We start from the raw sequence: 23,052 nt of genomic DNA on the forward strand, positions 1-23,052 counted from the left end.
GAAATATTAAGCTTTCGCTCCTATTATCTTAAGTCCATAAAATGCAGTTACCGAAGAAGTAACTTAATAGTGCCTTACGAATAAGACACTAAAAATCACTAACTTTATTTCAATTCTAAAAGTTCCATATTGTCTAGCTTGATTGCTGGACTCATTGTTAAAGAGAGTGCCGCATGCTTAATATAGCGACCTTTTGCTGATGATGGTTTATGCTTATTGATAGCTCTTACAAAAGAGATTAAGTTTTCAGCAATTTTTTTAGTATCAAAACTAGCTTTACCTATACCTGCGTGAATATTTCCTTTTTTATCAACACGGAAACTCACTTGACCACCCTTAACATTCTTAACAGCAGTTGCAACATCTGGAGTCACAGTTCCTGTTTTAGGGTTAGGCATCATACCTTTTGGTCCTAAAATACGACCAATTTGTCCAACAAGACCCATACAATCTGGTGCAGCAACAACTACATCAAAATTAAATATACCATCTTTAATCTGTTGAACTAAATCATCAGTGCCAACGATATCAGCACCAGCTGCTTTAGCTTCATCAGCTTTAGCACCTTTAGCAAAAACCGCAACACGAACAGTTTTGCCTGTTCCGTGAGGAAGAACTATTGCACCACGAATCATCTGATCGGCATGTCTTGGATCTACATTTAAGTTAAGTGCTATTTCAACAGTTTCGTCAAACTTTGCACTAATTAAATCTTTCAACAATAGAGATGCTTCTTCAACTTTATATGCTTTGTTTGCATCAATTTTTTCTACTAATTGTTTATATCTTTTACTCATTTTCAAATTCTCCTATCAAATTCTGCCACAAAATTTTATATCAGTGTGGTCGATGATATTTAGTAACTGTAGAAATTATGCAGTTACTTAGTCTACTATTTGAATGCCGATTGAACGAGCTGAACCAGATATTGTATTTACAGCCATCTCAACATTTGTTGTATTTAAATCTTCCATTTTTTGCTTAACAACTTCCATTAATTGATCACGAGTGATTTTTCCAATAATGTTTTTCAAAGGATTATCTGTACCCTTCTTAAGACCTGCTGCTCTCATTAAAAGTGCAGAAGCTGGTGGTTGTTTAGTTATAAAAGTAAAACTTTTATCAGTGTAAACAGTGATAACAACAGGAACTTTGAATCCCATTTTATCTTTTGTTTTTTCATTAAACGCTTTAGTAAACTCCATTATATTAACGCCTCTTTGTCCAAGCGCCGGTCCTACTGGTGGTGCTGGTGTTGCTTTTCCAGCTTCAATGTGTAACTTGATGTAAGTTAAAATCTTTTTTGCCATTTTTATTCCTTTTTTTGATTTAAATTATTTTTTCAACTTGAGTATAAGAGATATCAACCGGAGTCGCTCTTCCAAAAATTGAAACATTTAGTTTTAGAGTACCATGCTCTAAATCATACTCATCTACAGTTGCAGTAAAGTTTGCGAATGGTCCTTCAACAATGCGAACAGTCTCACCATTATCAAAAAATACTTTTGGTTTTGGAGCCGCACGATTGTTTATGCGATCAAGTATTACATTAATATCATGATTACTTAATGGTGTTGGAATATTTGCTTCACCAATAAATCCAGAAACCTTAGGAATACTTTGAATTAAGTGTTGAATTTGTGTTGTTAAGTCAATTCTTGCAAAGACATATCCAGAATATAGTGAACGCTCAGAGATTTTTTTCTTGCCATCTTTAACTTCTATAACATCTTCAGTAGGCACTATTACATCTGTAATTTTATCTTGAAGTCTCATCTCTTCTATCATATTTAGTATTGCTAAACGAACAGTTCTTTCATTTCCATAGGTTTGAATAGAGTACCATTGATGTGCCATGACTTTTTCCTTAACCTAAAATTGCTGATACAATAGATGACATAGCTAAATCAACTAAAGCTAGAAATATTGCTATTGCTGTTACTACTATTAAAACTGAAATATACGCCTGTTTAACCTGACCTCTTGTCGGAAAGATTACTTTAGTTAGTTCTAATTTCGCATTTTTAAAATGTGTGCCTAAATTCATTAAACTTTCCTACAATTACATTAATTACAGATAAAGCTCTAAAGCTTTACATATAATTAATGGTGGCAGGCGTGGAGAGACTCGAACTCCCATCACCCGGATTTGGAATCCGGTGCTCTAACCATTGGAGCTACACGCCTATTTATTATGATCTATTATAATCATAAAAACTATCTATTAAAAAAAATTAAATTGCCACTAATTTTTAGTGGCAAAAATATTATAGTTTCATCTCTTTATGAACAGTGTGTTCACGGCAAAATTTACAATATTTTTTTGCTGAAAATTTTTCAGTATGTGTTTTTTTATTTCTAGTCGTGTGATAGTTACGACGAGTACACTTCTCACATCCTAAATGTATTGCTTCTCTCATGTTATTAACCTTATTAAAGCATTAATGCAAAATTCGCGAAAGCGAATTAAGCAAGAATCTCAGCTACAACACCAGCACCAACAGTTCTTCCACCCTCACGAATAGCGAACTTAGTACCTTTTTCCATAGCAATTGGATGAATTAAATCAACAACAATACTTACATTGTCACCAGGCATAACCATCTCAACACCTTCTGGTAGTGAAATTGCACCTGTAACATCTGTTGTACGAACATAGAATTGTGGTCTATAGTTAGAGAAGAATGGAGTATGACGACCACCCTCTTCTTTACTTAGTACATAAATCTCAGCTGTAAATTTAGTGTGAGGTTTAATACTTTTCGGCTTACAAAGAACTTGTCCACGCTCAACAGCTTCTTTTGAGATACCGCGTAATAGAAGACCACAATTATCACCAGCAACACCCTCAGTCATCTCTTTACGGAACATTTCGATTCCAGTTACAGTAGATACTTGAGTGTCACGAATTCCAACGATTTCAATAGACTCACCGATTTTAACTGTACCACGCTCAATACGACCTGTTACAACAGTTCCACGACCAGAGATTGAGAAAACATCCTCAACTGGCATTAGGAAATCTTTATCTGTTTCACGAATAGGTTGAGGAATATATCTATCAACTTCAGCCATTAATTTTTGTACTTTAGCAGACCATGGCCCAAGAGTACCACTTTTTGCTTCTTCAAGTGCTTTTGTTGCAGAACCAGCAACGATAGGAGTATCATCGCCTGGGAATTCATACATATCCAAAAGTTCACGAATTTCCATCTCTACTAACTCTAATAACTCTTCATCATCAACCATATCTTCTTTATTCATGAAAACAACGATATATGGAACACCTACTTGCTTTGAAAGAAGAATATGCTCACGAGTTTGTGGCATCGGACCATCAGCTGCAGAAACAACTAAAATAGCACCATCCATTTGAGCAGCACCAGTAATCATGTTCTTAACATAATCCGCGTGACCTGGACAGTCAACATGCGCATAATGGCGATTATCAGTTTCATACTCAACATGTGAAGTAGATATAGTGATACCGCGCTCTCTCTCTTCTGGAGCATTATCAATAGCATCATAATCCATCATTTTAGCACCGTTAGTTACTGCTAAAACTGCTGTAATTGCTGCAGTTAGTGTTGTTTTACCATGGTCAACGTGACCAATCGTACCGATGTTACAATGAGGCTTATTGCGCTCAAACTTTTCTTTTGCCATTGTGTCCTCCGACTTTATTTGTGAATAGAAATGGAATTGTACCAAAAAATTATTCAATTATTGCTTAAACTTTTTGCTTTTATTTCACTTTAATGGAGCTCACGAGCGGATTTGAACCGCCGACCTCTTCCTTACCAAGGAAGTGCTCTACCCCTGAGCCACGAGAGCATAGTTTAATAGCAATATGACAAGCAATAATTGTATAATTTTTATATTAGTTATTATGTGTAGATTAGTAGATATACAGTATTTATTTAAAAATAAAATATATTTTATGAAGTAGGTTGAAATTGTACTTCAGCTTCCAGAATGTATGTTTCAATGGAGCGGGTGAAGGGACTCGAACCCTCGACCCTCAGCTTGGAAGGCTGACGCTCTAGCCAACTGAGCTACGCCCGCATGTGCCATTGATGGTGGTGAGAAGAGGAGTCGAACCTCTGAACCCATAGGGAACGGATTTACAGTCCATCGTCGTTGGCCACTTGACTATCTCACCATATAATACATTTAAATCTTTTTTTGTTTCTGGTCTAACACTGTTTCTAATATTCGAAATTCAATGGTGCCGACACGAGGATTTGAACCCCGGGCCTGCTGATTACAAATCAGCTGCTCTAGCCAACTGAGCTATGTCGGCATCGAATTTGAGCCAGAATTATAGTGCAATAAATATTCAATGTCAAGCTTTTGTCACTAGAATTCTATAATATCTGAATCTTTAAGGATAATTGGTTCTGTTTTACCCTTATACAGTTGGATTTCATCAATAATTGTCTTAAGATACATTGGCTTTATGTGATTTATGTAGAGTTTTATACCGCTTTTTTTTAATTTTTTTAATGATGAAAATAGTAATTTTGGAGTGAGGTGCTTACTCTCTTTTGCTAAAGCGTCTAGATATGATGGAAATGAACACTCTATTACCATGGCAGTTATATTGTCTCTACTATCTATAATTTCAATTAAGTTATCTAGGGAATATGTGTCTGCAGTTATTATAACTGCATCACTATTTTTTTTATAAATATAGCCGGAACTTGGGACTGTATGATCTGTCTTAAAAGGCTCTATGCTCTCATTTTCTCCAATATCATACTCCTTATTAAGCTCTATCTCACTATATTTTATGGCCATTTCGTCAGAATTTATTAACTTTATTTTTGAGAAGTCTGGCCATATCAGATCATTAAAGAAGTGCTTTTTGAGTATTTTGATAGTTTCAGGGAGAGCATTTATCGTAAGTGATTGCTTTCTAATAGCAAAATAATTATCTAGTATATATGCTATGTCACTTATGTGGTCCAAATGTGAGTGTGTTAGCCAAATATTTTCGATGATAGCGCACTTCTCTTCAAGTGGCGAGATAAGATTTCCTGCATCTATAACATTTGTTTCATTTAGTAAAAACGAGGTAGTTCCAAAACCTTTCAATCTTGTTCCGTATGCACCAAGAATTTTTATATGATTTTTTAGTGATTTTTCTCGGCTTTTACCATCTTTGTATACATCCTTGAATTTTTCCCTAACGCTAAGCATCTCATCTAGGTTATCAAAAAATATATCAATTAAATTTGGGTCAAAATGCTTACCTCTCTCCTCTTTAAAGTGATTAAAAATTTTCTCATCATCCCAAGCTTTTTTATAAACTCTATCACTTCCAAGAGCGTCAAAAACATCGGCAATCGCGGTTATACGCCCATAAATATGAATATCTTCACCGCTTAAACCTCTTGGATATCCACTCCCGTTCCACTTTTCATGATGCTCATGAGCAACAATAGAAGCGGCCTTTAAAAGTGGTCTATCTGAATTTTTTATCATTGAGTGTCCAAGCTCTGCGTGCTTCTTCATTATTTCAAATTCACTTGAAGTAAATATTCCTGGTTTGTTTAAGATAGAATCAGCTATAGCGATTTTTCCTATATCGTGCATTGGGCTAGCTTGCTTTAGCAGCTCCGCTTCTTTTTCATTCATACCACTAGCTAGTGCCAATATTTTTGAATACTCAGCAACTCTTTTTACATGGTTTCCTGTCTCTTTGCTTCTGCTCTCGGCGACTGCGCCCATAGTAAAAACGACTTCTTTTTGAGTATCTTCTACCTCTTTGGCAAGCATAGCAGATATAATGCTCTCAGCAGCGTATGTGCTTGCTAGCATTAGCCGCTCCATATCTCTTTGATCAAAAGTGCCTTTCTCTCCTCTATTATTTATAACCTGAAAAGCGCCAATAATCTCATCATTATTGTCAAACATTGGAATAACCATCATACTCTTTGTGTTATAGCCGGTTATCTTATCTACATCTGGGTTAAATCTCTCATCCGTATAAGCATCATCAACTATAATTTTTTTACCACTCGCGATAGAGTAGCCAACCAATCCAGAGCCCATTGGCAACTCTATTGGATTCATTCCATGCGCTACCTTAGTCCAGATTCTCTGCTTCTCATAATCTGCAATCCAGACACTACATCTATCCGAACTCGTAAGAGCTCTTCCCATATTTGCTAAAATAACAATAACATCATCATGATCTCTAAGAGAGGATATCTCCGTAAGATAGATAAAAACGAGCTCTAAAATCTCATTTGCATTCAGACTTCTTGCGTGTTTCATATAATTTCCTATTTGGTTGTCATCTTGTTGACACCCCATGGATGCTTTTCTTGCACTAATTGTAAAAAATATTTTGATGGATTATCACTGTAGCTATCTATTAGTTGGTTGAAAAGTCTCTCTGCTTTTTCAAAATCACCACTCTTATAGACACGAAGTGCCTCATCATGAAGTTTTTTTATCTCTTTTGATTTCTCTGTCGTTGGCATAAGCTCATAAAGAAGAACCGCCCTGTCTTTGCCTTTTACTTTAACTGGCTCAATTTCTCTATAGATAAAATTATCATTGATTTTTTGTGCTGTAAACTCTGTTATTAAAATATTTACTCCATAGTTTTTTGTGATGCCTTCTACTCTCGAGGCTAAATTAACACCATCTCCAATTACAGTATAGTTAAATCTTGTATCAGAGCCCATATTCCCAACAACTACTTCAGCCGTATTTATACCGATTCCAATATGAATTGCAGGTATGTTCTGAAGGACAAGCTCTTTGTTTAGTTTTTCCAACTCTTCTATCATTTCTAGTGCTGTTTTACAAGATGCATCTGCATGATCTTTAACATCAACAGGCGCGTTAAAAAATGCCATAACTGCATCGCCGATGTATTTATCTAACATTCCACCATTATTAAGCACAACATTCGTCATTGGTGTAAAATACCTATTTAATAGCTTAATTAGGCTAACCGGGTCCATTGACTCAGAGATAGTTGTAAATCCTCGAATATCACTAAAGAGTATACTAAGCTCTTTAGCTTCTCCACCAAGAGCAAGAGCTTCTGGGTTGGCTATTAACTTATCAAGGAGATCTGCTGAGAGGTAGCTAGAAAAAGCTCCACGCAAAAATTTACCACTTTTTTCTTGAATATTAAACGCTATTGCCTCTGCGGCAATTAAGCTTAAAATCAAAGAAACAAGAGGATAAAAAAGGTCAATGTAAATCATATCCGCCACAAAAAGATATCTCACATAAGCATATAAAAGTAGATAAAGAGTTACATTTGCAACTACTCTATAAACAATTTTTTTAGAGATAAAAATAAGCAAAAATGGCAAAATACTCATAAACACAATCAGTATCTGTGGAATATTTTTTGGCTCAACTATCAGATGATTCTCTAAAAAATTGGATAAAAATGTATAGTGAAGTAGTGGTCCCGGTATGGAGCCAATTGGCGTACTTGCGACATCGCCAGCTCCTACTTCAGTAATTCCAACTATTACAATTTTACCTTTAAAATAATCTGGTTTAATTTTTCCAGTTGCCACATCCAAAAAAGAGATTATATTGTACTGCTCTTGCTTGTAAAAATTCAGCCTTATAAATCCATTTTTATTTAGCTCTATAACTCTATTGCTTAGCACAACATGACTATCGTCCGCCCTGCTTATATCTTTATTATATTTTAATCTCAACCCCTGTATCGCAAGAGATGGATAGAGTATATCTTGAAAATATACAGCGACTGGATAAGAACGAAGAAGATGATCACTCTCACTAATTGTGGAAAAACTCCCACTAAGCGTGCAGGCTTGAAGTATTGGCAAGATATTCATCTCAGCAAAAGGTGCATATAAAAATTTAGGTTTTTTTGACTCAGAAATTTGAGTCTGTAGAAGGTCTAGTGATGAGCTACTTAGTGCCTCAAGTTCTTGATTATCAATATTTTGCGTTGCTTTTTCTCTAAGAAAAAAGCCACAAACGCTGTTGTTTAAGCTAGAAATAGAATCTGCTAAAGCGGTATCTTTCTTGGGAGATGTAGATTCCGAGAAAATCATATCCAACAAAACTACATCAGCTTCAGATAGCTTTTCTACTCCTTTTGCCAATATCTCTCTATCCCATGGCCATCTTCCGTAGAGATTTACGCTTGGCTCATCAACCGCAACAAAAACAATATCTCTGTTTATCTTTTTGTCTTGAAGTTCAAAATTTATGTCATTGTAACGAAGAGAAAAGCTCTCAAATGGCTCTATTTTATTTATCTGCAAAAACAGAACAGTTGTTAAAATAAATATTAATGCACCAAGATAAATTAATTTCTCTCTCATGGCAGTATGATTATCCCTAAAATCAGATTTACTCTATTTTTTAATAGAGTTGATTATTTGCTCAAAATATGCGAGTTCCTCATCATTCTCTTTGCTTATAGCTTTCTCGTTTACTACATTTTTAGAAAATGAGATACTGTTTCCAGCCTGAAGGTCGAACTCTTTTGTAATCTCTGCAACACCCTTTGTCTGCTCATCTTTAAACTTTTTAAAATCAGCCTCTTTTTGATTAACAAAGTCATCAAATTGCTTTTGAACCCCCTTTCTGTACAGCTCAAACTCCTCTTTTATACTCGTAACTCCAATTAGTCCCTCTTTTAAAACGACCGAAGCATTTTCAGTAGCATCAACCATAAAGGTTGTTCCTTTGATTCCTATAATTGCAAATGGTGTTTTAACTTTAATTGAATTTCCAGCATCTCTTGATGTGATTTTATAATATATTTTTCCAGATTTTTGCTCTACACTTGAGTCTGTTGCAAATAAAATAGCAGAATTCACGCCCAAGACCAACATAGAGCCATCAACAAGCTTAAGAACAGCATTGGAGCTTTTAAAGCTCGTTAAAAGATCACCTTTTTTGATTTCCGCGCCCAACTTTATATTACCACTCTTAATGGAATTCTCACCCTTTACTTTTACCACTCCCTCTACTTTTACAACCGTGCCAACCACGGATGAGGCGCTTAGCGTAGTAAAAACAACCATTAAAACAGAGATAAAAAATCGTCTCATATCAAACTCCTGTATAAAATATAAATTATTATATCATTAAACCTGATAAAATTTTACAAAAAAGGCTCCCTACGATATGCTTAAAATACTATTTTCTCCATCCGAAAACAAAAGAGCTGAAGGCAAATATGACAAAAAAGAGATTTTTGGTTCAAACAGTGCCAGAGAAGAGATACTAAAGAGTTATAACGAAATAGTTTGTAGTGGCAATGAAGAGAAAATAAAAAATCTTTTTGGTTTAAAAAAAATTAGTGATGCTGCACCATATATAAGTGATATATTTAACTCAAAACAGATGTGTGCTATTGAGAGATACTGTGGTGTTGCTTATAAATATCTTGATTTTAATTCTTTAGAAGATAGTCAAAAAGAGTTTGTAAAAGCAAACACTGTGATTTTCTCAAATCTATATGGTCCGATTTTAGGTGGCGACCTAATTGCGAACTATAAAGTAAAGCAGGGAAGCAGTATCGGAGAAATTGCTCCAGAGAAATTTTATAGCGATAGATTTTCCTACCAACTGGATTTATACCTTGCAAATTGTGATATTTTGGATCTTCGCGCAGGCTATTATGATAAGTTTTACAAAATCAAAAAACCGTGCATAACTCTTAAATTTTTAAAAGATAGTAAGGTTGTAAGTCACTGGGCAAAAGCTTACAGAGGCTTAGTTTTAAGAGCTATTGCACAAAATAATATAACCTCAACAGCTGACTTTATGAGGCTAGAGATAGAAAATCTTGCGATTAAAGAGATTGTTAAAAAAACAAATATCACAGAGATAGTGTATGATATAAGATAATTAATTAGATTTTGTATAAAATTCCATTCACACAAACAAAAGGCTTACTTTGCAGGATTCACAAGAGTATAAAAATAAAAAAGCTCACTTTGAAAAAGTCATCACTCTTTATGGAAGAAATGTTGCTATAGAAGTTTTACAAGATAACACTATTGAGATTGAAAAAGTTCATCTTGCAAGCAGCAACAAGATAGATGGTGCAGTTGATACTATCTTAAAACTTGCTAAAAAAAGAGGTACTGAAATAGTGTATCATGATAAAAGTGCACTGAGTCGCATAAGTAAAAACGCTAAACAAGACCAAGGCGTAGCGATTGACATTATTGCAAACTCTTACCAAAATGCAAACGAGATAAAAAATCTTAAAAGTTTTAGACTTCTTGCTCTTGATGGCATCCAAAATCCGCAAAATCTTGGAATGATTGTCCGCTCATGCGCCGCTGGAAACATTGATGGAGTCATACTTCCTAAAAAAAATAGCGCAAAAATCTCTCCACTTGTTATAAAAGCAAGTGCTGGAACACTGTTTAAGCTTCCAATATTTTATTGCAATACACTCGATGAAATCTTAAAAGATTTAACCGATAGCAAGATTTACCTACTCTCTTCTCATGCTAAACACAACATTTATGATTTAGTTCTTGAATCAAAAACTATTTTTGTTTTAGGCAATGAGAGCGATGGGGTAAGTAAAGAGGTTGAAAAACTCTGTAATGATTCTATCTCTATTCCAATGCAAAGAGGCGTTGAATCTCTGAATGTTGCTGTTACTGCGTCAATCATTGCTTTTATTAAGCAATAGATAAAATCGCGTGAATATAACTAAAAAGCACATATGTGTTAGATAAGATTATTCTAATTGGTGCCTCTTGGTGGACCAGGTCAGATACAAAAAATTATCTCAGCTCTGCCTCTTCTTAAAAATAGCACTATTATTATTGCTCAACATATGGCAGTAGAATTTCTACTAAGTTTTGCAAAAACGACTTCAAGAACTCAACAAAAATAGCCTATCGATTGCCAGTGATAATGAAATTATTAAAAGTTGGCATATATTTTTTTGTGATGTAGATACCAGAGTTGAGAAAAGAGATTTATATCTATATTTTATCTGCAAACCTTCCTCATTATTAAATAGCTACAACCCCAATATAAACACTATTTTCAAATCTCTTATTCCATATACAAAGAATTTTAAAATTTTAGCTCTTACCCTAACTGGCATCGGCGATGATGGTGTTGATGGCTGCTGTGAGCTTAATCTAAATGGTGCTAGAACTATAACAGAAAGCAAAGTGTTGATAACATGCCCTTTCATTCACGAGAACGCATTAGAGACACAGAAATAAAAGCATGAGTGATATTATATATAATGTAAAGGAATTTTGTTTATAGAGTTGGTTTTGGCTATAAAAGAAAGAGATTTATTTTAATCATGCAGATTTTTTGTAAAAATATTTGAGCCTGAAGTCAATTTTAACTTATTGCTCTTCCAAAAAAAGCAATAAGATTATCAAGGAAAAAAGTTTAAACTTTTGCTTCTTCACGGCGTTGTAGATATGCCCATTGTGCATCTACTCTCTCTTGCCACTCTTTAATAAGGTACTTATATTCATCTTTAAATAGATGTTTAAAACGACCCTGAGCAGCTAAATACTCTTCAACTGGAACAACATTCTTAGGTCTGTAAGTTATGTTAAACTCTCTACCATCTATTACTTCATAAAGAGGAAAAACTAATGAATCAGTTGCCAAGTCTGTAATCATCATAGTATCTTTAGGATCAAATTTCCACTCAGTTGTACATGGAGATACTGCATTTATAAAAACAGCGCCCTCAGTTGCAAAACCTCTTTGAATCTTTTTAACCATGTCTTTCCACTTGTTTGGAGCAACTTGCGCTGCGTATGGAATATGATGAGCAGCCATAATTCCCATCATATCTTTTTTATTTTGTTTCTCGCCATACGAGATGGAACCAGCAGGCGATGTTGTAGCAGATGAGCCAATAGGAGTTGAACTTGAACGCTGTCCCCCAGTATTTGCATAAACTTCATTATCTAAAACAACATACATCATATCGTGATTTCTCTCCATACAGCCAGAGATCCACTGAAAACCGATATCATAAGATGCACCATCTCCGCCAAAAGCAACGAATTTAGGGTTTCTATCTGGTTGTTTTAGACGACCCTTTGTTTTAAGTGCCTTATACATAGTCTCTGCTCCTGCTATTGCAGTAGAGCTATTTTCAAAACCAATATGAATCCATGAAGCATCCCACGAAGTATATGGATATACTGCTGTACAAACCTCTAAACATCCAGTTGAAGCGGCTAAAACTAAATCATTATTAGTAGCGTTTAACACCTCTCTAACAATGATTGAATGGGCACAACCAGGGCACAAGAGATTTGCACCCTCAAAACGGTCGGCAGATGTCGAAAAATCTTTTAAGTTTTTAATTTGTTTAATTTCACTCATTATAACTTCCTATAAATATGATAGTTTCGGTCCGCGAACACCGATAAACTGTTGTAATTGAGTAGTAATTTTACCTGCATTCACATTTGCTTGAAGCTCATTGAAAAGTGCTACTAGATGTGCTTTTGTTAAGTCGCGTCCACCTAAACCATAGATATAACCAGAAAGCAGTGTTCTTATGCCTGTGTTATAAAGTGCACCGGCGACTTCATTAAACATAGCTCCTGCTGCTCCATTTGGAGATGATCTATCAAGAATGGCAACAGCTTTAGTGTTTTTAAGTGCTTCTGCTACTTGCACAAAAGGGAATGGACGAACAACGCGGAGTCCAACAACCCCAGCTTTAATGCCCTTTTCTCTCATTTCACTAGCTACCTCTCTTGCTGTCTCAACTGAAGTTCCCATACAAAAAACACAAACTTCTGCATCTTCCATATCATAAGATTCCACTTGATTGTATTTTCGTCCAGTTAATTTTTCAAATGCTGTAAAAACTTCTTCAATTTTTGGAGGAGCTTTTAGCATCAAATCATTATGTTGACGAGCTTTATGTTCAAAGTGCCAATCTTCTTCTGTTTGAACGCCGTGAGTTACTGGATGCTCAAAATCCAACATATCGTTCATCGGCTTATATTCACCAACAAAATTGTAAGCCGCATCATCACTTAGAGTATGAACACCTTGTGCAGTATGAGATGTCATAAAGCCATCTTGATGAACCATAACAGGAAGTCTAATATCATGATCTTCAGAAATTCTAAATGCCATAAGATTTAAGTCATACGCCTCTTGTGGGGAGTAAGCATCTACTTGAATCCAACCACTATCACGACCAAGATACATATCCGAGTGATCACCATTTACATTGAGTGGAGCAGCCAATGCACGGTTTACTACATTTAGAACAACTGGTAAACGCATACCTGATGCTTGATAAAGTGTTTCAACCATAAGGGCAAAACCCTGAGAAGATGTTGCAGTAGCAACGCGTCCGCCAGCGGCAGCAGCACCAATACAGCCACTCATTGCAGCATGCTCAGATTCAACCATAACGAACTCACCCTCAACATAGTTGTTTGCTTTAAACTTAGCATAACCCTCAACTATCGGGGTTGATGGAGTAATCGGATATGCTGCAACAACATCAACTTGAGCTTGTCTTAAAGCTTGCGCGGCAGCATGATTTCCATCCCATACTTCAATATCTTTTAAATTCATTTTGTTAAATGCCATTATGCTTCCTTCTCATCTTTTTTAGGCCAAGAAGCAATCTCAACCTCTTCATCTGCTTGTTCTGGGAACATTAAAAGTGACTTTGGATTCGTTGGGCATACTTCAACACATATTCCGCATCCCTTGCAGTGATCCATATCTATACCAATTAATTTTTTATCTCTTGAAATAATTGAAACATCTGGACAATATATCCAACAAAATTGACAATCTATACAATAGTCTTTATTGAATATTGGTTTAATCAATCTCCAATCGGCAACACTAGCAGTATAAGAGCTGTTTTCCGTGTAAGAGCGATCTTCTTGTCTCGTTCCTGCAATATTTTCTATCTCTCCGTTAAAAGTCCGAAGCATTGCCCCGATTTCAAATTCATCCCAGCCTTTTTTTGCCATCACAAACCCCCTATTTCACTTCATCATAAGCGCGTTGAATCGCACTCATATTTGCATCAATAATCTTTTGAGGCAATTTACCAAGAACTCTTTTCATACTCTCTTTAAAAAACTCTATATCATACATACCAGAAATTTTCATGAATGCACCAAGCATTGGAGTGTTTGGAATAGGTTTGCCAATAGTCTCTCTGGAGATTTTAATACAATCAACAGTATAAACCTCTTTGCCATCGAGTTTTGGCTGAGCTTTAGCTAGTTCTTCTTTTGTTAAGTGAGTTGTAATTATATACTTTGTTGTAGCTTTACCATTTATAGTTACATCACTTGTAAAAACAAGTGCTGGATCTATAACAAATACAAAATCTGGCTCCATATATTTTTCATGGTTCATAACCACTTTATCATCCACACGATTGTAAGCCGTCATCGCAGCTCCGCGTTTAGCAGAGCCATAAAATGCGAATGCTTGTACATGCTTACCAGTTGTAGAAATAACATCTGCCAAACCTTTAGCACCAGTAACAGCACCTTGTCCAGCACGACTATGCCATCTAATTTCCAGCATAACTCCCCCTTTTTTTTATCTTATATAAGAATATCTATTGTTTTTAAGCGCTTATTCTAGACAAGTCGCTCTTAAAAGTAGCTTGATATTCGAGTATTTTTAAATAAGTGAAAAAAGTGTGTTATTTTTTCCTATTTTCTAGATAGATAACCGCCTCCAATGCGTTATCAAATATGTGTCTAGTAAACTCTTTTAGCGTCTCAAAAGTGTCATAGCCACTCAATACTCCTATTGAATTAACTTTTGCATTTTCTGCTGAAATCATATCTAGTTTTGTATCACCAATCATCCAAATTTCTCTATTTTTTACATCTAAATTTTGCAGTGCTTTTAAGATTGGCTCGGCATCTGGTTTGGGATTTTGAACATCCTCCCTACCTATAAGAACATCAAAATATCTCATCAAATCAAAGTGTTCCATTAAAATCTTCGAGTACTCTCCTGTTTTGGTTGTGACAATTCCAAGTGTAGCAAATCTGCTAGCAATCTCTATAGCCTCTCTTGCATTCGATAAAAGTTCAGTTTTTTCTCTTGAAATTTCACGATAGTGTGCTTTATATGTTGCAATCAAATCAACTATTTTCTCATCTTTAACACCCAAATTTGCATACATAATATCCAAAGGATAGCCAATCAATGCCTTTATCTCATCATCTTTGGAGTGTGGAATATCATGTATATCAAAGGAGTGCTTAAAGCTCTCCAAAATAGCTTCCGTGGAGTCTATAAGAGTTCCATCTAAATCAAAAAGTATAATCACTTTATTTCTCCCATTTTATATAATTATGCCAAATCCCACTTGGTGATGGTTCAATATTTTTTATCTCTTTGCTTACAACTGTTAAAGAGTCTGGAATATATAAAAAAAGATATGGATTGTCTTCGACTATAATCTTAAACATTGCTCTCCACATAGAAGCTAGTTTTTGTTCGTCAATAACACTTTGAGACTCTTCAATCATCTTATTTATTTTTTCATTTTTGTATCCGACAAGGTTAAACCCACCTTTTGTATCACTATCTGTATGCCAGAACATGTATGGGTCTGGTGTTGGCGAAAGTCCCCATCCAAGCAAAACTGTATCAAACTTGTGAGGCATTACAATTGTATTCAAAAAAGCTTGCCACTCCATAACCCTCAGATTTACAATCACCCCAGCATTTTTAAGTTGATGCTGTAAAATCTGAGCGGCATATGGACGAATTGAGTTTGAATTTGATGTAGCTATCTCAAATGTAAACGGATTTTTCTCATCATAACCTGCCTCTCTTAAAAGCTCTTTCGCTCTTTTTATATTTTGTTTTGGAGCTTTTACATCTTTATTGAAAGCTTTTGTTCCTGGAAGAAACGGTCCTGTACAAACTTTAGCATGATTAAAAAAGAGGATAGAGACTATCTCGTCTCTGTTAATTGCCAAAGATATGGCTTCTCTTACCTTTGGATTTTTAAACTTCTCGGATTTTAGATTAAAACCTAAATATGTATATGAGTGTGAAATCTCCTCATGAACATCAAATTTCTTAAAAAACTCGGTATCTAGCTGCCTTTCAAACTGCATAGGCTCAATGCTGCCGACATCAACAACAGATGATTTTAACATCAAAAAACGCGTCATTGTGTCTGGAACAACATGAAAAGATATTGAATCAATTTTGGCACGACCTTCAAAATAATCATCAAATGCGCTCAAGACTATATTTTTAGAGTGTTCAAGCTGCTGAAGTTTGTAAGCTCCCGTTCCTATGGGATTTTTGTTAAAAGATGAGCTCATTAAATTTTTTTCATCTCTTAGAATATGTTCTGGTAAAATCCCCATCATCCAAGTCTCCAAAGCCTTAAAGTATGGCTTTTTATATTTCACTTTTATAATGTAATCTCCACTAGCCTCAACGCTCTCTACAAACCTAAATTCCGTGCTGTATGGTGAACTTATATTTGGCGATATTAGCGTCTTGTATGTAAATACGACATCTTTTGCGCTGAACTTTTTACCATCATGCCATTTTACATTTTCACGAAGTTTAAAGACAAGGGTTTTGTTGTCTTCAAAGTAGAATCTCTCGGCCAAATCACCGATGATTTTTGATAAATTTTTATCATACTTAACAAGTCCATTAAATAAAAAGCCTGTTATCTCAGATGAACTAGAATCTGTTGCTAAAATTGGATTAAGTCTTGATGGATTTGATGATGTCACCAGATGAAGCGTTGAAGAAAAAAGATTTATAGATAAAAGCAGGAACAAAATATAGCGCAAAGTTACTCTTTTTTGAAGAATTATATCTAAGTAGTTGTTAGATTTTATGGATTTTAGAGAAAGAATTGTTTTGATGATTTAACGAAATTAATTTTTTAAATTGATTGAAAAGATTTAAAAAGGAGAATTTTCCAAAGAAGCCAATAGCTTCTAAAGAAACGATAATTTTATAAAAAATTATCGTTTTGAGAACTGGCGAGAACGACGAGCTTTACGCTTGCCTGGTTTCTTTCTCTCAACTGTACGAGAGTCACGAGTCATCATACCTTCTGGTTTTAGTATAGCTTTTAACTCTGGGTTAAATCTTACTAAAGCACGAGAAATACCATGACGAAGAGCATCAGCTTGACCACCGAAACCACCACCTGTAGTGTTAGCAACGATATCAACTGATGTATCTTGTTTTGTTAAAGCAAGAGGTTGCTTAACACGAAGTTTTTTAGCCTCTAATCCGCCTAACCAAGCATCTAATGAAAGATTGTTGATTGTGATTGTACCTGTACCTGGAGTTAACCATACTTTTGCTATTGAAGCTTTACGACGACCTGTTGCGTATATTTTTGCCATATGTCAATCCTTACTTAGCAAATTGTGCAGAGTGAGGATGCTCAGCAGCTGCATATATTTTTAATTTTTTAAGCATTTTAGCGCCAAGCTTAGTTTTTGGAAGCATGCCGCGAGTTGCTAATTTGTATAATTTTTCTGGATTTTTTTCTAATAATTCAGTCATTTTAACACTTTTTGTGCTACCGAAGTAACCTGAGTGAGAAAAATACTCTTTACCAGCAATCTTTCCAAGACCATTGAACTTTGCTTTAGAAGCATTAACGATAACAACAAAGTCACCGCAGTCGATATTTGGAGTAAAACATGGTTTGTTTTTACCACGAAGTATAGTTGCTACTTCTGTAATAATACGACCAAAAGTTTTATCTTCAGCATCAATCAAAACCCATTTTTGATCGATTTGTTCAGGAGTTGCAATTTGTGTAAATTTCATTCTTGAACCTTTCATTTGATTTTCTAAAGAAGCGCTTAGCAAAAGCGAAACGATTCTCTTGTTTTGTGGTGGAAGTATAACCGAACTAACTTATAAGACGCTTAAATTATGGTTATTTTAAGGTTTAAACTTTTACTATTTTTATCTCGTCTTGCAACAGATAGCAGACATAGCCACTTACCTCAGCACTTGTAATCTCTTTAATGGCATCTACATAATATGCCACTTGTTTTAGATGTTCATCTGCAAAAAGCATGGAACTTTTATAGTCAATTACACTCCAGCTCTCAAAAAGTGAACTACTGTTCTTTACCAAAAGGTCAATATAACGAAGGCTTTTTTTGTATCTAAGTGCCTTTTCTCTAAAACACTCTCCCCTAACTAGATTGCAAAACTCACTATTTTTTAAAAGCTTTTTCACTCTCTTTGTTATCTCGTTCACCTCGCTATCTTCTAGCATAAATCCATATTTGTTTATCATCATATCTTTAGCGTTTTGTATATTTTGCTCTTTAAAATCACCGAGCATCTCTAACATATAGTGCATCGCCAACCCAAAGTTTATTGACTTTAAATCTTCTTCTTTCTCTTTCTCAACCGCCAAAATATCACTCTGTGTTCCATAGTAGATATTTTTATACTCAAATGAGTTAATTAAATCGTCATTATTATGTAAGTCTGGCTTTTTCTTGCAACTAAACACTCCGCTTTTTCCAACTTTTAACTCAAGTGCCTCAAACATAGAATTTTTTGATTTCGAGATAACAAAGAGGCTCTCTTTAGCTCTTGTAAATGCAACATACATGGCATTTAAATTATCCTCTGCAACAAGTTTTCTCTCTTTAGCAATAGCATTTGCGTATGCTTCATCTATTGCTTCTCGTCCTTTAATCCTTAAGTATAAGTTTTTAAGAATTACTCCATCGTACTCATAAATAATCGAATTTTTTGCCAACGGTGGTTTGCCTAGCCTATCCACTACTATCACATGCTCGAACTCTAGCCCTTTTGATTTATGAACTGTTAGAATTCTCACACCATTCAACTCTGATGCAAAGGCACTAACATCAAGTCTTTCATACTCAAACAACAGCGCTTCAATGTCACTATATTTAGATATTACACTTAAAAATCTAATAAGATTAAAATCATCAGAGAAAAGCCCATACTCCTCAATTGCATTTTTTACTATATCTAAGATTTTTTGTTCGTTAAAATCAACTTTCTTTATTGGTCTAGTCTCTTGCAATATTAGAGCAAAAAAATTGTATGCGTAGATATTTTCACTAAAATATTGATATTTTAAATACTCTAAAAGAGCTTTGATGCTTTTTTGGTTAATGAGTTTTGTTGTTGTTTCAGTTATGGTCTCTATTTTATTTGCATTTAAAATCTCTTTTATTGCCTCGCCATCGCCGTTTGTGGCACACAATATAGCTATGTCATTTACATCTGCCCCAGCTTCTAAGAGTTTTTCTACTCTCTCTAACATCTCCTTAAGAAGCTCATCGCTCTCTATGACTTCAACAAAACCGCCACTCTTTTCATCTTTTACCAGTTGAGCAGAATAATTTTCTATCTTGTTTTCAAAAATAGAATTTACAAACTCAACTATCTCTTTTTGCGAGCGATAGTTCGTTAGCAACTTCTCTAAATGAGTGCCATTTTCCTCTTTTACGGTTGCAAAAAGCGCACTGACTCCGCCTCTAAATCGGTATATTGACTGCTTTACATCCCCAACAAAAAAGAAACTCCCGTTTTCAAAAATCCCATCGCCTGATGTTATCTCACCAATAAGAGGCTTTATGATTTTGTACTGCAAAATGCTCGTGTCTTGAAACTCATCCAAAAGCAGGTGTTCTATCTGCGAATCCAACCTAAAATATAAAAATTCACTATCGTCAATTAGATTTAAAATATGGTAAACAAGATGTGTAACATCACTAAAACTAAGCTCGCTATCGTCCATGTATAGGGCTTTTTTGGATTTGATATATATGTTAAGCAACTCCACTATCGCAAAAAAGAAATTTTGCTCTCTGGCACGATAATGATTTGTTATATTTTCTTGAATTTTAAAAAGATACTCATCCATTTGCGGAGTAAAACATTTTTTAAATGTAGAGTAGTTTAGAGTATCTCTCTCAAGCCAAGCTTTACTGCATAAATCACCAAAACTCTTAAACGCTACACCATTTAAAGCCGTTGCTGATGCACTTTCGCAAGCTTCTACAACCTCTTTTAGCTTGTTTGCATACACCAAAGCCTCTTGCTCAAAGTGCCAATACTCCACTTTTTTAAACTCAATATCTCCAAGCTCTCCAAATTTATCATAAAGCTCATCCAATAACTCAAAAATATCATTAAGTCGTTTTTTTGACTCAAGCCACAAAGAGATTAGGGTCTCTTTTTTTCCAGCTGCACTAACCTCTTTTAAAAAACGAGAGAGAAGTTTTAGCTCATGCTGAGAGCTTGAAGTTGAGAAATCTGGCATCAGAGATGCATAGAGAGAAAATTTTCTAAGTATCGATGCAAAGAAACTATCTATCGTTAAAATTTTCGTATGTGAGTTTAAAAACTCTTCTAAAATTCTATGTTGATTCTCTAGCAGATACTCTCTTGAAAGCCCAGTAACTTTTACTATCTCATCAAGTTCACTTCTATTTTGCAGCTCCTCCAGCGTGGCTACAATCCTCTCCTGCATCTCAAAAGCAGCTTTGTTTGTAAAAGTCAGCGCCAAGATTTTAGAAGCGGAAGCGCCCTGAAACAGCAGACTCAAATAACGAACAACAAGCATAAAAGTCTTCCCACTTCCAGCGCTTGCCTCATAAGCTAGGTTTTTTATAAACATCACTTTCGCCTACACATTATGGCGTATTCACAAAAAATACAATTTTTCACATCTTCACACTTGCTAAAATTGACATCTTCAATGTTTAACAAATCACTCACATGAGACTTTAATAGTTCAAGTTTCTCTCTCAAAAAAACTTCATTTACAATCTTTGACTCTTTTAGGTCGTAGTATCCGCATCCTGTAACATCACCAAATCCGTTGGCTAAAAGGTAGTAAAATTCCAGCTGAAAATCAGTTGCTTCTGTGAAGTTTTTTTCATTGTAGAGCGGATACGAGCCAGTTTTGTAATCTAATACAAATATCTCATTGCCTCTTGTATCTATTCTATCGATTTGTCCTTCCAGTGTGATGCCCATGAAGTCACACTCCACTCTTTTTTCGCAAAACTCCACTTGCCAACCTTCGGCAAATCTTCTTATCTCTGCCTCACAAAAACTCTCCAACACTCTTTTTTGTAGTGCTATCTGATACGACTCAAGTTCACTCTCGCCACAAACAGCGTCAAGCTCCCTGTAAAGGTCTCGCTTTAGTTCATCAGCGCTCTCATAGCTACTCTTTTGAAGATAGAGTCTCTTTAGTGCATCATGAACACTTAAGCCAATCTCATACTCTTGCGGCATATCTTTTGGTATGTTGTGCGAGGCTACCTGCTTCACATATTTGTAGTAAAATTTTCTTTTGCATGTTAGATAAGTTTTTAGCTTGGTGGCTGAGAGTTTTTTATCTTTGAAACTATACTCCATCACAATATCTTGCTCTTCATAAACAAGTGGTTCTTTTTGCGAAAAAAGCATCTTCGCATACTCACTCTCATTTTTTGAGCTTTGCTCTTTGATTCCTAGCTGTTTTAAAAATCTAGAGCCGCTACTTTGTGTGGATTTTACAAAAGATATGGCTACTTCTTTGCTTCTGTTTATGAGCATCTCATAGTAATGTTTTTGGAGGTTTTCTCTATCGCTCATAGTTGGCAGAGATGCTCTCTCTCTTAGGGCTGTATTTAAAAACATATCCCTATCGCTTCTTTTTGGAACATTTGAATCGCTAAAATCAACTATAACAACAGCGTCAAACAAAACTAAACGAGTCTCTAAAACTCCCATTACCGTTATTTTTCCACCTCTTACATCATCTAGCGTTCTACCTGAGAGCCTCTGCAAAAAGAGTGATAAAACTGACTTAATGTTCATATCTTTCATATATGGTAAGATATTTTTAAATCTAAAAAGCTCCTCTTCAACTATTGCCATACTTACCTTATCCGCAAAGCTCTCTTTATATCTTTTCAAAAATTCTAAAATATCAATTTTTCTACAACTCTCATAATAGATGCTTTGAAGTTCTGTGTAAAACTCATCACCGACTCTTCTTAATCTTGCTTCATTTTCTTTAGATTTTTGCTCTATAAACTTGGTTGTTGCACTTATTTTTTCATAAATTTTAGTTCTGCTAAATTGCTCGCCCATTGCAAAATTAAAATTTGATTTTTGATCAAAACTCTCTATTAGCTCTATAATTTTCTCATCTGGCACAATAACAGCTATGTTTTCTGGTAAATATCCCTTTTGGACAAACTCCTGCACTTTTTTTTGAATATAAGCTATTTGCAAAATTGGCTCACTAAATGATTCGCAAACAACATTTCTGTTTTTTATAATCTTTTTAAAACTTAGGACTTTTTTTTCATTTAGAGAAATTTTATATTCAAAATATGGTTCTAGTTCTATGCCTAATTCCAAAAATTTACTCTGCATTTTTTTGTTAAATTTTGTAGCAGAAAAGATAATAGTAACCGAGCTAAATTCGCAACACTTCTCAAGCAGTTCAAACTCAAAATTTGTTAGATGTCCATCTAGATGCAGTTCAATCTCTTTATGCTGTTTTATATACTCTTGGTTAAATTTATATAAAGATGGTAGAAATATTTTATCGAGCAGTTTTTTATCTTCACATAACTGCTTGTATCTTTTGTAAAGCTCTATAAGTATGGCTATATGCTCTTCGTACTCACCGTAAATATCGGTTGTGATTAGCTTTTTTATATCATAAAGTTCAGCACTTAGCTCTTCAAAAAAGTTAAAGATATATGATGAGTTTTTGGTAAATGTAAAAAAATTTCGCTCTATTTGAAGGTTTGAGAAGGCTTTAAAATCGGAGGCCTCAAGAAGCAGTAAAACTCTGCTATCACTATCAAGTGCCCTAAATCCTTCGACTACGCAGAGCCTAGATATAAAGTCGCCCATCATAATAAAGTCTGGTAAAAAAATTGTTTTACCGCTTATTTCTAGTTGTTTATGTCTGATTGCACGAGCCGATGGAAGTACTACTATGGTTTTATTCATATGGGAGTTTAGTGTAGAGTTGCTTAAAAGCCAAGTAGAGTATTT

General features: G+C 35.0%; 22 protein-coding genes and 5 tRNA genes. 3 read left to right on the forward strand and 24 right to left on the reverse strand.

The window, feature by feature from the left end; genetic code table 11:
• Window positions 1-104: 104 nt before the first annotated feature.
• The 14 genes from rplA to PHV22_RS05845 all read right to left on the reverse strand — a co-directional run bounded on the left by rplA (window position 105) and on the right by PHV22_RS05845 (window position 9,071).
• On the reverse strand, window positions 105-797 hold the full coding sequence (gene rplA / locus PHV22_RS05780) for a 50S ribosomal protein L1 (RefSeq protein ID WP_295021778.1): 693 nt from the start codon (window positions 795-797) through the stop codon (window positions 105-107).
• Between the two features lie 87 nt (window positions 798-884).
• Entirely contained in the window at window positions 885-1,310 is a 426-nt protein-coding gene (rplK, locus tag PHV22_RS05785) for a 50S ribosomal protein L11 (protein WP_295021776.1), read from the reverse strand.
• A 19-nt stretch (window positions 1,311-1,329) separates the two neighbouring features.
• On the reverse strand, window positions 1,330-1,857 hold the full coding sequence (gene nusG / locus PHV22_RS05790; RefSeq protein ID WP_295021774.1) for a transcription termination/antitermination protein NusG: 528 nt from the start codon (window positions 1,855-1,857) through the stop codon (window positions 1,330-1,332).
• A gap of 10 nt (window positions 1,858-1,867) precedes the next feature.
• Complete coding sequence (gene secE, locus PHV22_RS05795) at window positions 1,868-2,047, reverse strand: preprotein translocase subunit SecE (protein ID WP_295021772.1); 180 nt, start codon at window positions 2,045-2,047, stop codon at window positions 1,868-1,870.
• Between the two features lie 63 nt (window positions 2,048-2,110).
• A tRNA-Trp gene (locus PHV22_RS05800) sits at window positions 2,111-2,187 on the reverse strand.
• 80 nt (window positions 2,188-2,267) lie between these two features.
• Complete coding sequence (rpmG, locus tag PHV22_RS05805; RefSeq protein WP_295021770.1) at window positions 2,268-2,420, reverse strand: 50S ribosomal protein L33; 153 nt, start codon at window positions 2,418-2,420, stop codon at window positions 2,268-2,270.
• A gap of 46 nt (window positions 2,421-2,466) precedes the next feature.
• Window positions 2,467-3,666 carry an elongation factor Tu gene (gene tuf, locus PHV22_RS05810; protein WP_295021768.1) on the reverse strand — a complete coding sequence of 400 codons (1,200 nt, stop codon included), beginning with the start codon at window positions 3,664-3,666 and terminating at the stop codon, window positions 2,467-2,469.
• A gap of 93 nt (window positions 3,667-3,759) precedes the next feature.
• Window positions 3,760-3,834, reverse strand: a tRNA-Thr gene (locus PHV22_RS05815).
• Window positions 3,835-3,988: 154 nt separating this feature from the next.
• A tRNA-Gly gene (locus tag PHV22_RS05820) sits at window positions 3,989-4,065 on the reverse strand.
• Between the two features lie 12 nt (window positions 4,066-4,077).
• A tRNA-Tyr gene (locus PHV22_RS05825) sits at window positions 4,078-4,162 on the reverse strand.
• A gap of 64 nt (window positions 4,163-4,226) precedes the next feature.
• Window positions 4,227-4,303 (reverse strand) — tRNA-Thr (locus PHV22_RS05830).
• A gap of 56 nt (window positions 4,304-4,359) precedes the next feature.
• Window positions 4,360-6,282: an HD domain-containing phosphohydrolase gene (locus PHV22_RS05835; RefSeq protein WP_295021766.1), complete on the reverse strand. Its 1,923-nt coding sequence runs from the start codon at window positions 6,280-6,282 to the stop codon at window positions 4,360-4,362.
• 8 nt (window positions 6,283-6,290) lie between these two features.
• On the reverse strand, window positions 6,291-8,336 hold the full coding sequence (locus tag PHV22_RS05840; protein WP_295021764.1) for an adenylate/guanylate cyclase domain-containing protein: 2,046 nt from the start codon (window positions 8,334-8,336) through the stop codon (window positions 6,291-6,293).
• 33 nt (window positions 8,337-8,369) lie between these two features.
• Window positions 8,370-9,071 (reverse strand): FecR family protein, encoded by a 702-nt coding sequence (locus PHV22_RS05845; protein WP_295021763.1) that lies wholly within the window; start codon window positions 9,069-9,071, stop codon window positions 8,370-8,372.
• Window positions 9,072-9,147: 76 nt separating this feature from the next.
• Between PHV22_RS05845 and PHV22_RS05850 the strand changes: the two genes are divergently transcribed.
• The 3 genes from PHV22_RS05850 to PHV22_RS05860 all read left to right on the forward strand — a co-directional run bounded on the left by PHV22_RS05850 (window position 9,148) and on the right by PHV22_RS05860 (window position 11,222).
• Window positions 9,148-9,873, forward strand: a complete 726-nt coding sequence (locus PHV22_RS05850; protein WP_295021762.1) for a YaaA family protein — start codon at window positions 9,148-9,150, stop codon at window positions 9,871-9,873.
• Window positions 9,874-9,922: 49 nt separating this feature from the next.
• Complete coding sequence (locus tag PHV22_RS05855) at window positions 9,923-10,675, forward strand: RNA methyltransferase (RefSeq protein WP_295021760.1); 753 nt, start codon at window positions 9,923-9,925, stop codon at window positions 10,673-10,675.
• Window positions 10,676-10,847: 172 nt separating this feature from the next.
• Complete coding sequence (locus PHV22_RS05860) at window positions 10,848-11,222, forward strand: chemotaxis protein CheB (RefSeq protein ID WP_295021759.1); 375 nt, start codon at window positions 10,848-10,850, stop codon at window positions 11,220-11,222.
• 178 nt (window positions 11,223-11,400) lie between these two features.
• On the opposite strand, the gene PHV22_RS05865 is transcribed toward PHV22_RS05860, so the two are convergent.
• The 10 genes from PHV22_RS05865 to PHV22_RS05910 form a co-directional block, all read right to left on the reverse strand.
• A complete protein-coding gene (locus PHV22_RS05865; protein ID WP_295021758.1) occupies window positions 11,401-12,357 on the reverse strand; it encodes a thiamine pyrophosphate-dependent enzyme in 957 nt (318 codons plus the stop codon).
• 9 nt (window positions 12,358-12,366) lie between these two features.
• Window positions 12,367-13,590: a 2-oxoacid:ferredoxin oxidoreductase subunit alpha gene (locus tag PHV22_RS05870; RefSeq protein WP_295021756.1), complete on the reverse strand. Its 1,224-nt coding sequence runs from the start codon at window positions 13,588-13,590 to the stop codon at window positions 12,367-12,369.
• Window positions 13,590-13,985 (reverse strand): 4Fe-4S dicluster-binding protein, encoded by a 396-nt coding sequence (locus tag PHV22_RS05875; protein ID WP_295021754.1) that lies wholly within the window; start codon window positions 13,983-13,985, stop codon window positions 13,590-13,592. Before PHV22_RS05875 ends, PHV22_RS05870 begins: the two co-directional genes overlap by 1 nt.
• A gap of 10 nt (window positions 13,986-13,995) precedes the next feature.
• The gene (locus tag PHV22_RS05880) at window positions 13,996-14,553 is read right to left on the reverse strand and encodes a pyruvate flavodoxin oxidoreductase subunit gamma (RefSeq protein ID WP_295021752.1); all 558 of its coding nucleotides are present in this window, start codon (window positions 14,551-14,553) and stop codon (window positions 13,996-13,998) included.
• 121 nt (window positions 14,554-14,674) lie between these two features.
• The gene (locus tag PHV22_RS05885; RefSeq protein ID WP_295021751.1) at window positions 14,675-15,313 is read right to left on the reverse strand and encodes an HAD family hydrolase; all 639 of its coding nucleotides are present in this window, start codon (window positions 15,311-15,313) and stop codon (window positions 14,675-14,677) included.
• A gap of 1 nt (window position 15,314) precedes the next feature.
• The gene (locus PHV22_RS05890) at window positions 15,315-16,811 is read right to left on the reverse strand and encodes a peptide-binding protein (RefSeq protein WP_295021750.1); all 1,497 of its coding nucleotides are present in this window, start codon (window positions 16,809-16,811) and stop codon (window positions 15,315-15,317) included.
• 177 nt (window positions 16,812-16,988) lie between these two features.
• Window positions 16,989-17,378, reverse strand: a complete 390-nt coding sequence (rpsI, locus tag PHV22_RS05895) for a 30S ribosomal protein S9 (protein WP_295021748.1) — start codon at window positions 17,376-17,378, stop codon at window positions 16,989-16,991.
• A gap of 10 nt (window positions 17,379-17,388) precedes the next feature.
• The gene (gene rplM, locus PHV22_RS05900) at window positions 17,389-17,811 is read right to left on the reverse strand and encodes a 50S ribosomal protein L13 (RefSeq protein WP_295021745.1); all 423 of its coding nucleotides are present in this window, start codon (window positions 17,809-17,811) and stop codon (window positions 17,389-17,391) included.
• A gap of 124 nt (window positions 17,812-17,935) precedes the next feature.
• The gene (locus PHV22_RS05905; protein WP_295021743.1) at window positions 17,936-20,662 is read right to left on the reverse strand and encodes a RecB-like helicase; all 2,727 of its coding nucleotides are present in this window, start codon (window positions 20,660-20,662) and stop codon (window positions 17,936-17,938) included.
• The gene (locus PHV22_RS05910; protein WP_295021741.1) at window positions 20,662-23,007 is read right to left on the reverse strand and encodes a PD-(D/E)XK nuclease family protein; all 2,346 of its coding nucleotides are present in this window, start codon (window positions 23,005-23,007) and stop codon (window positions 20,662-20,664) included. The genes PHV22_RS05905 and PHV22_RS05910 overlap by 1 nt, the downstream gene beginning before the upstream one ends.
• Between the last annotated feature and the right edge of the window lie 45 nt (window positions 23,008-23,052).

It is taken from the genome of Sulfurimonas sp. (genome assembly GCF_028713515.1).
Classification (GTDB): domain Bacteria; phylum Campylobacterota; class Campylobacteria; order Campylobacterales; family Sulfurimonadaceae; genus Sulfurimonas.

Coding starts and splice junctions, on each gene's coding strand:
- rpsI (WP_295021748.1), bottom strand. CDS start 17,378: ATGGCAAAAATATACGCAACAGGTCGTCGTAAAGCTTCAATAGCAAAA.
- PHV22_RS05880 (WP_295021752.1), bottom strand. CDS start 14,553: ATGCTGGAAATTAGATGGCATAGTCGTGCTGGACAAGGTGCTGTTACT.
- PHV22_RS05870 (WP_295021756.1), bottom strand. CDS start 13,590: ATGGCATTTAACAAAATGAATTTAAAAGATATTGAAGTATGGGATGGA.
- rplK (WP_295021776.1), bottom strand. CDS start 1,310: ATGGCAAAAAAGATTTTAACTTACATCAAGTTACACATTGAAGCTGGA.
- PHV22_RS05865 (WP_295021758.1), bottom strand. CDS start 12,357: ATGAGTGAAATTAAACAAATTAAAAACTTAAAAGATTTTTCGACATCT.
- PHV22_RS05840 (WP_295021764.1), bottom strand. CDS start 8,336: ATGAGAGAGAAATTAATTTATCTTGGTGCATTAATATTTATTTTAACA.
- PHV22_RS05850 (WP_295021762.1), top strand. CDS start 9,148: ATGCTTAAAATACTATTTTCTCCATCCGAAAACAAAAGAGCTGAAGGC.
- PHV22_RS05845 (WP_295021763.1), bottom strand. CDS start 9,071: ATGAGACGATTTTTTATCTCTGTTTTAATGGTTGTTTTTACTACGCTA.
- nusG (WP_295021774.1), bottom strand. CDS start 1,857: ATGGCACATCAATGGTACTCTATTCAAACCTATGGAAATGAAAGAACT.
- rpmG (WP_295021770.1), bottom strand. CDS start 2,420: ATGAGAGAAGCAATACATTTAGGATGTGAGAAGTGTACTCGTCGTAAC.
- tuf (WP_295021768.1), bottom strand. CDS start 3,666: ATGGCAAAAGAAAAGTTTGAGCGCAATAAGCCTCATTGTAACATCGGT.
- secE (WP_295021772.1), bottom strand. CDS start 2,047: ATGAATTTAGGCACACATTTTAAAAATGCGAAATTAGAACTAACTAAA.
- PHV22_RS05905 (WP_295021743.1), bottom strand. CDS start 20,662: ATGTTTATAAAAAACCTAGCTTATGAGGCAAGCGCTGGAAGTGGGAAG.
- PHV22_RS05875 (WP_295021754.1), bottom strand. CDS start 13,985: ATGGCAAAAAAAGGCTGGGATGAATTTGAAATCGGGGCAATGCTTCGG.
- PHV22_RS05835 (WP_295021766.1), bottom strand. CDS start 6,282: ATGAAACACGCAAGAAGTCTGAATGCAAATGAGATTTTAGAGCTCGTT.
- rplA (WP_295021778.1), bottom strand. CDS start 797: ATGAGTAAAAGATATAAACAATTAGTAGAAAAAATTGATGCAAACAAA.
- rplM (WP_295021745.1), bottom strand. CDS start 17,811: ATGAAATTTACACAAATTGCAACTCCTGAACAAATCGATCAAAAATGG.
- PHV22_RS05910 (WP_295021741.1), bottom strand. CDS start 23,007: ATGAATAAAACCATAGTAGTACTTCCATCGGCTCGTGCAATCAGACAT.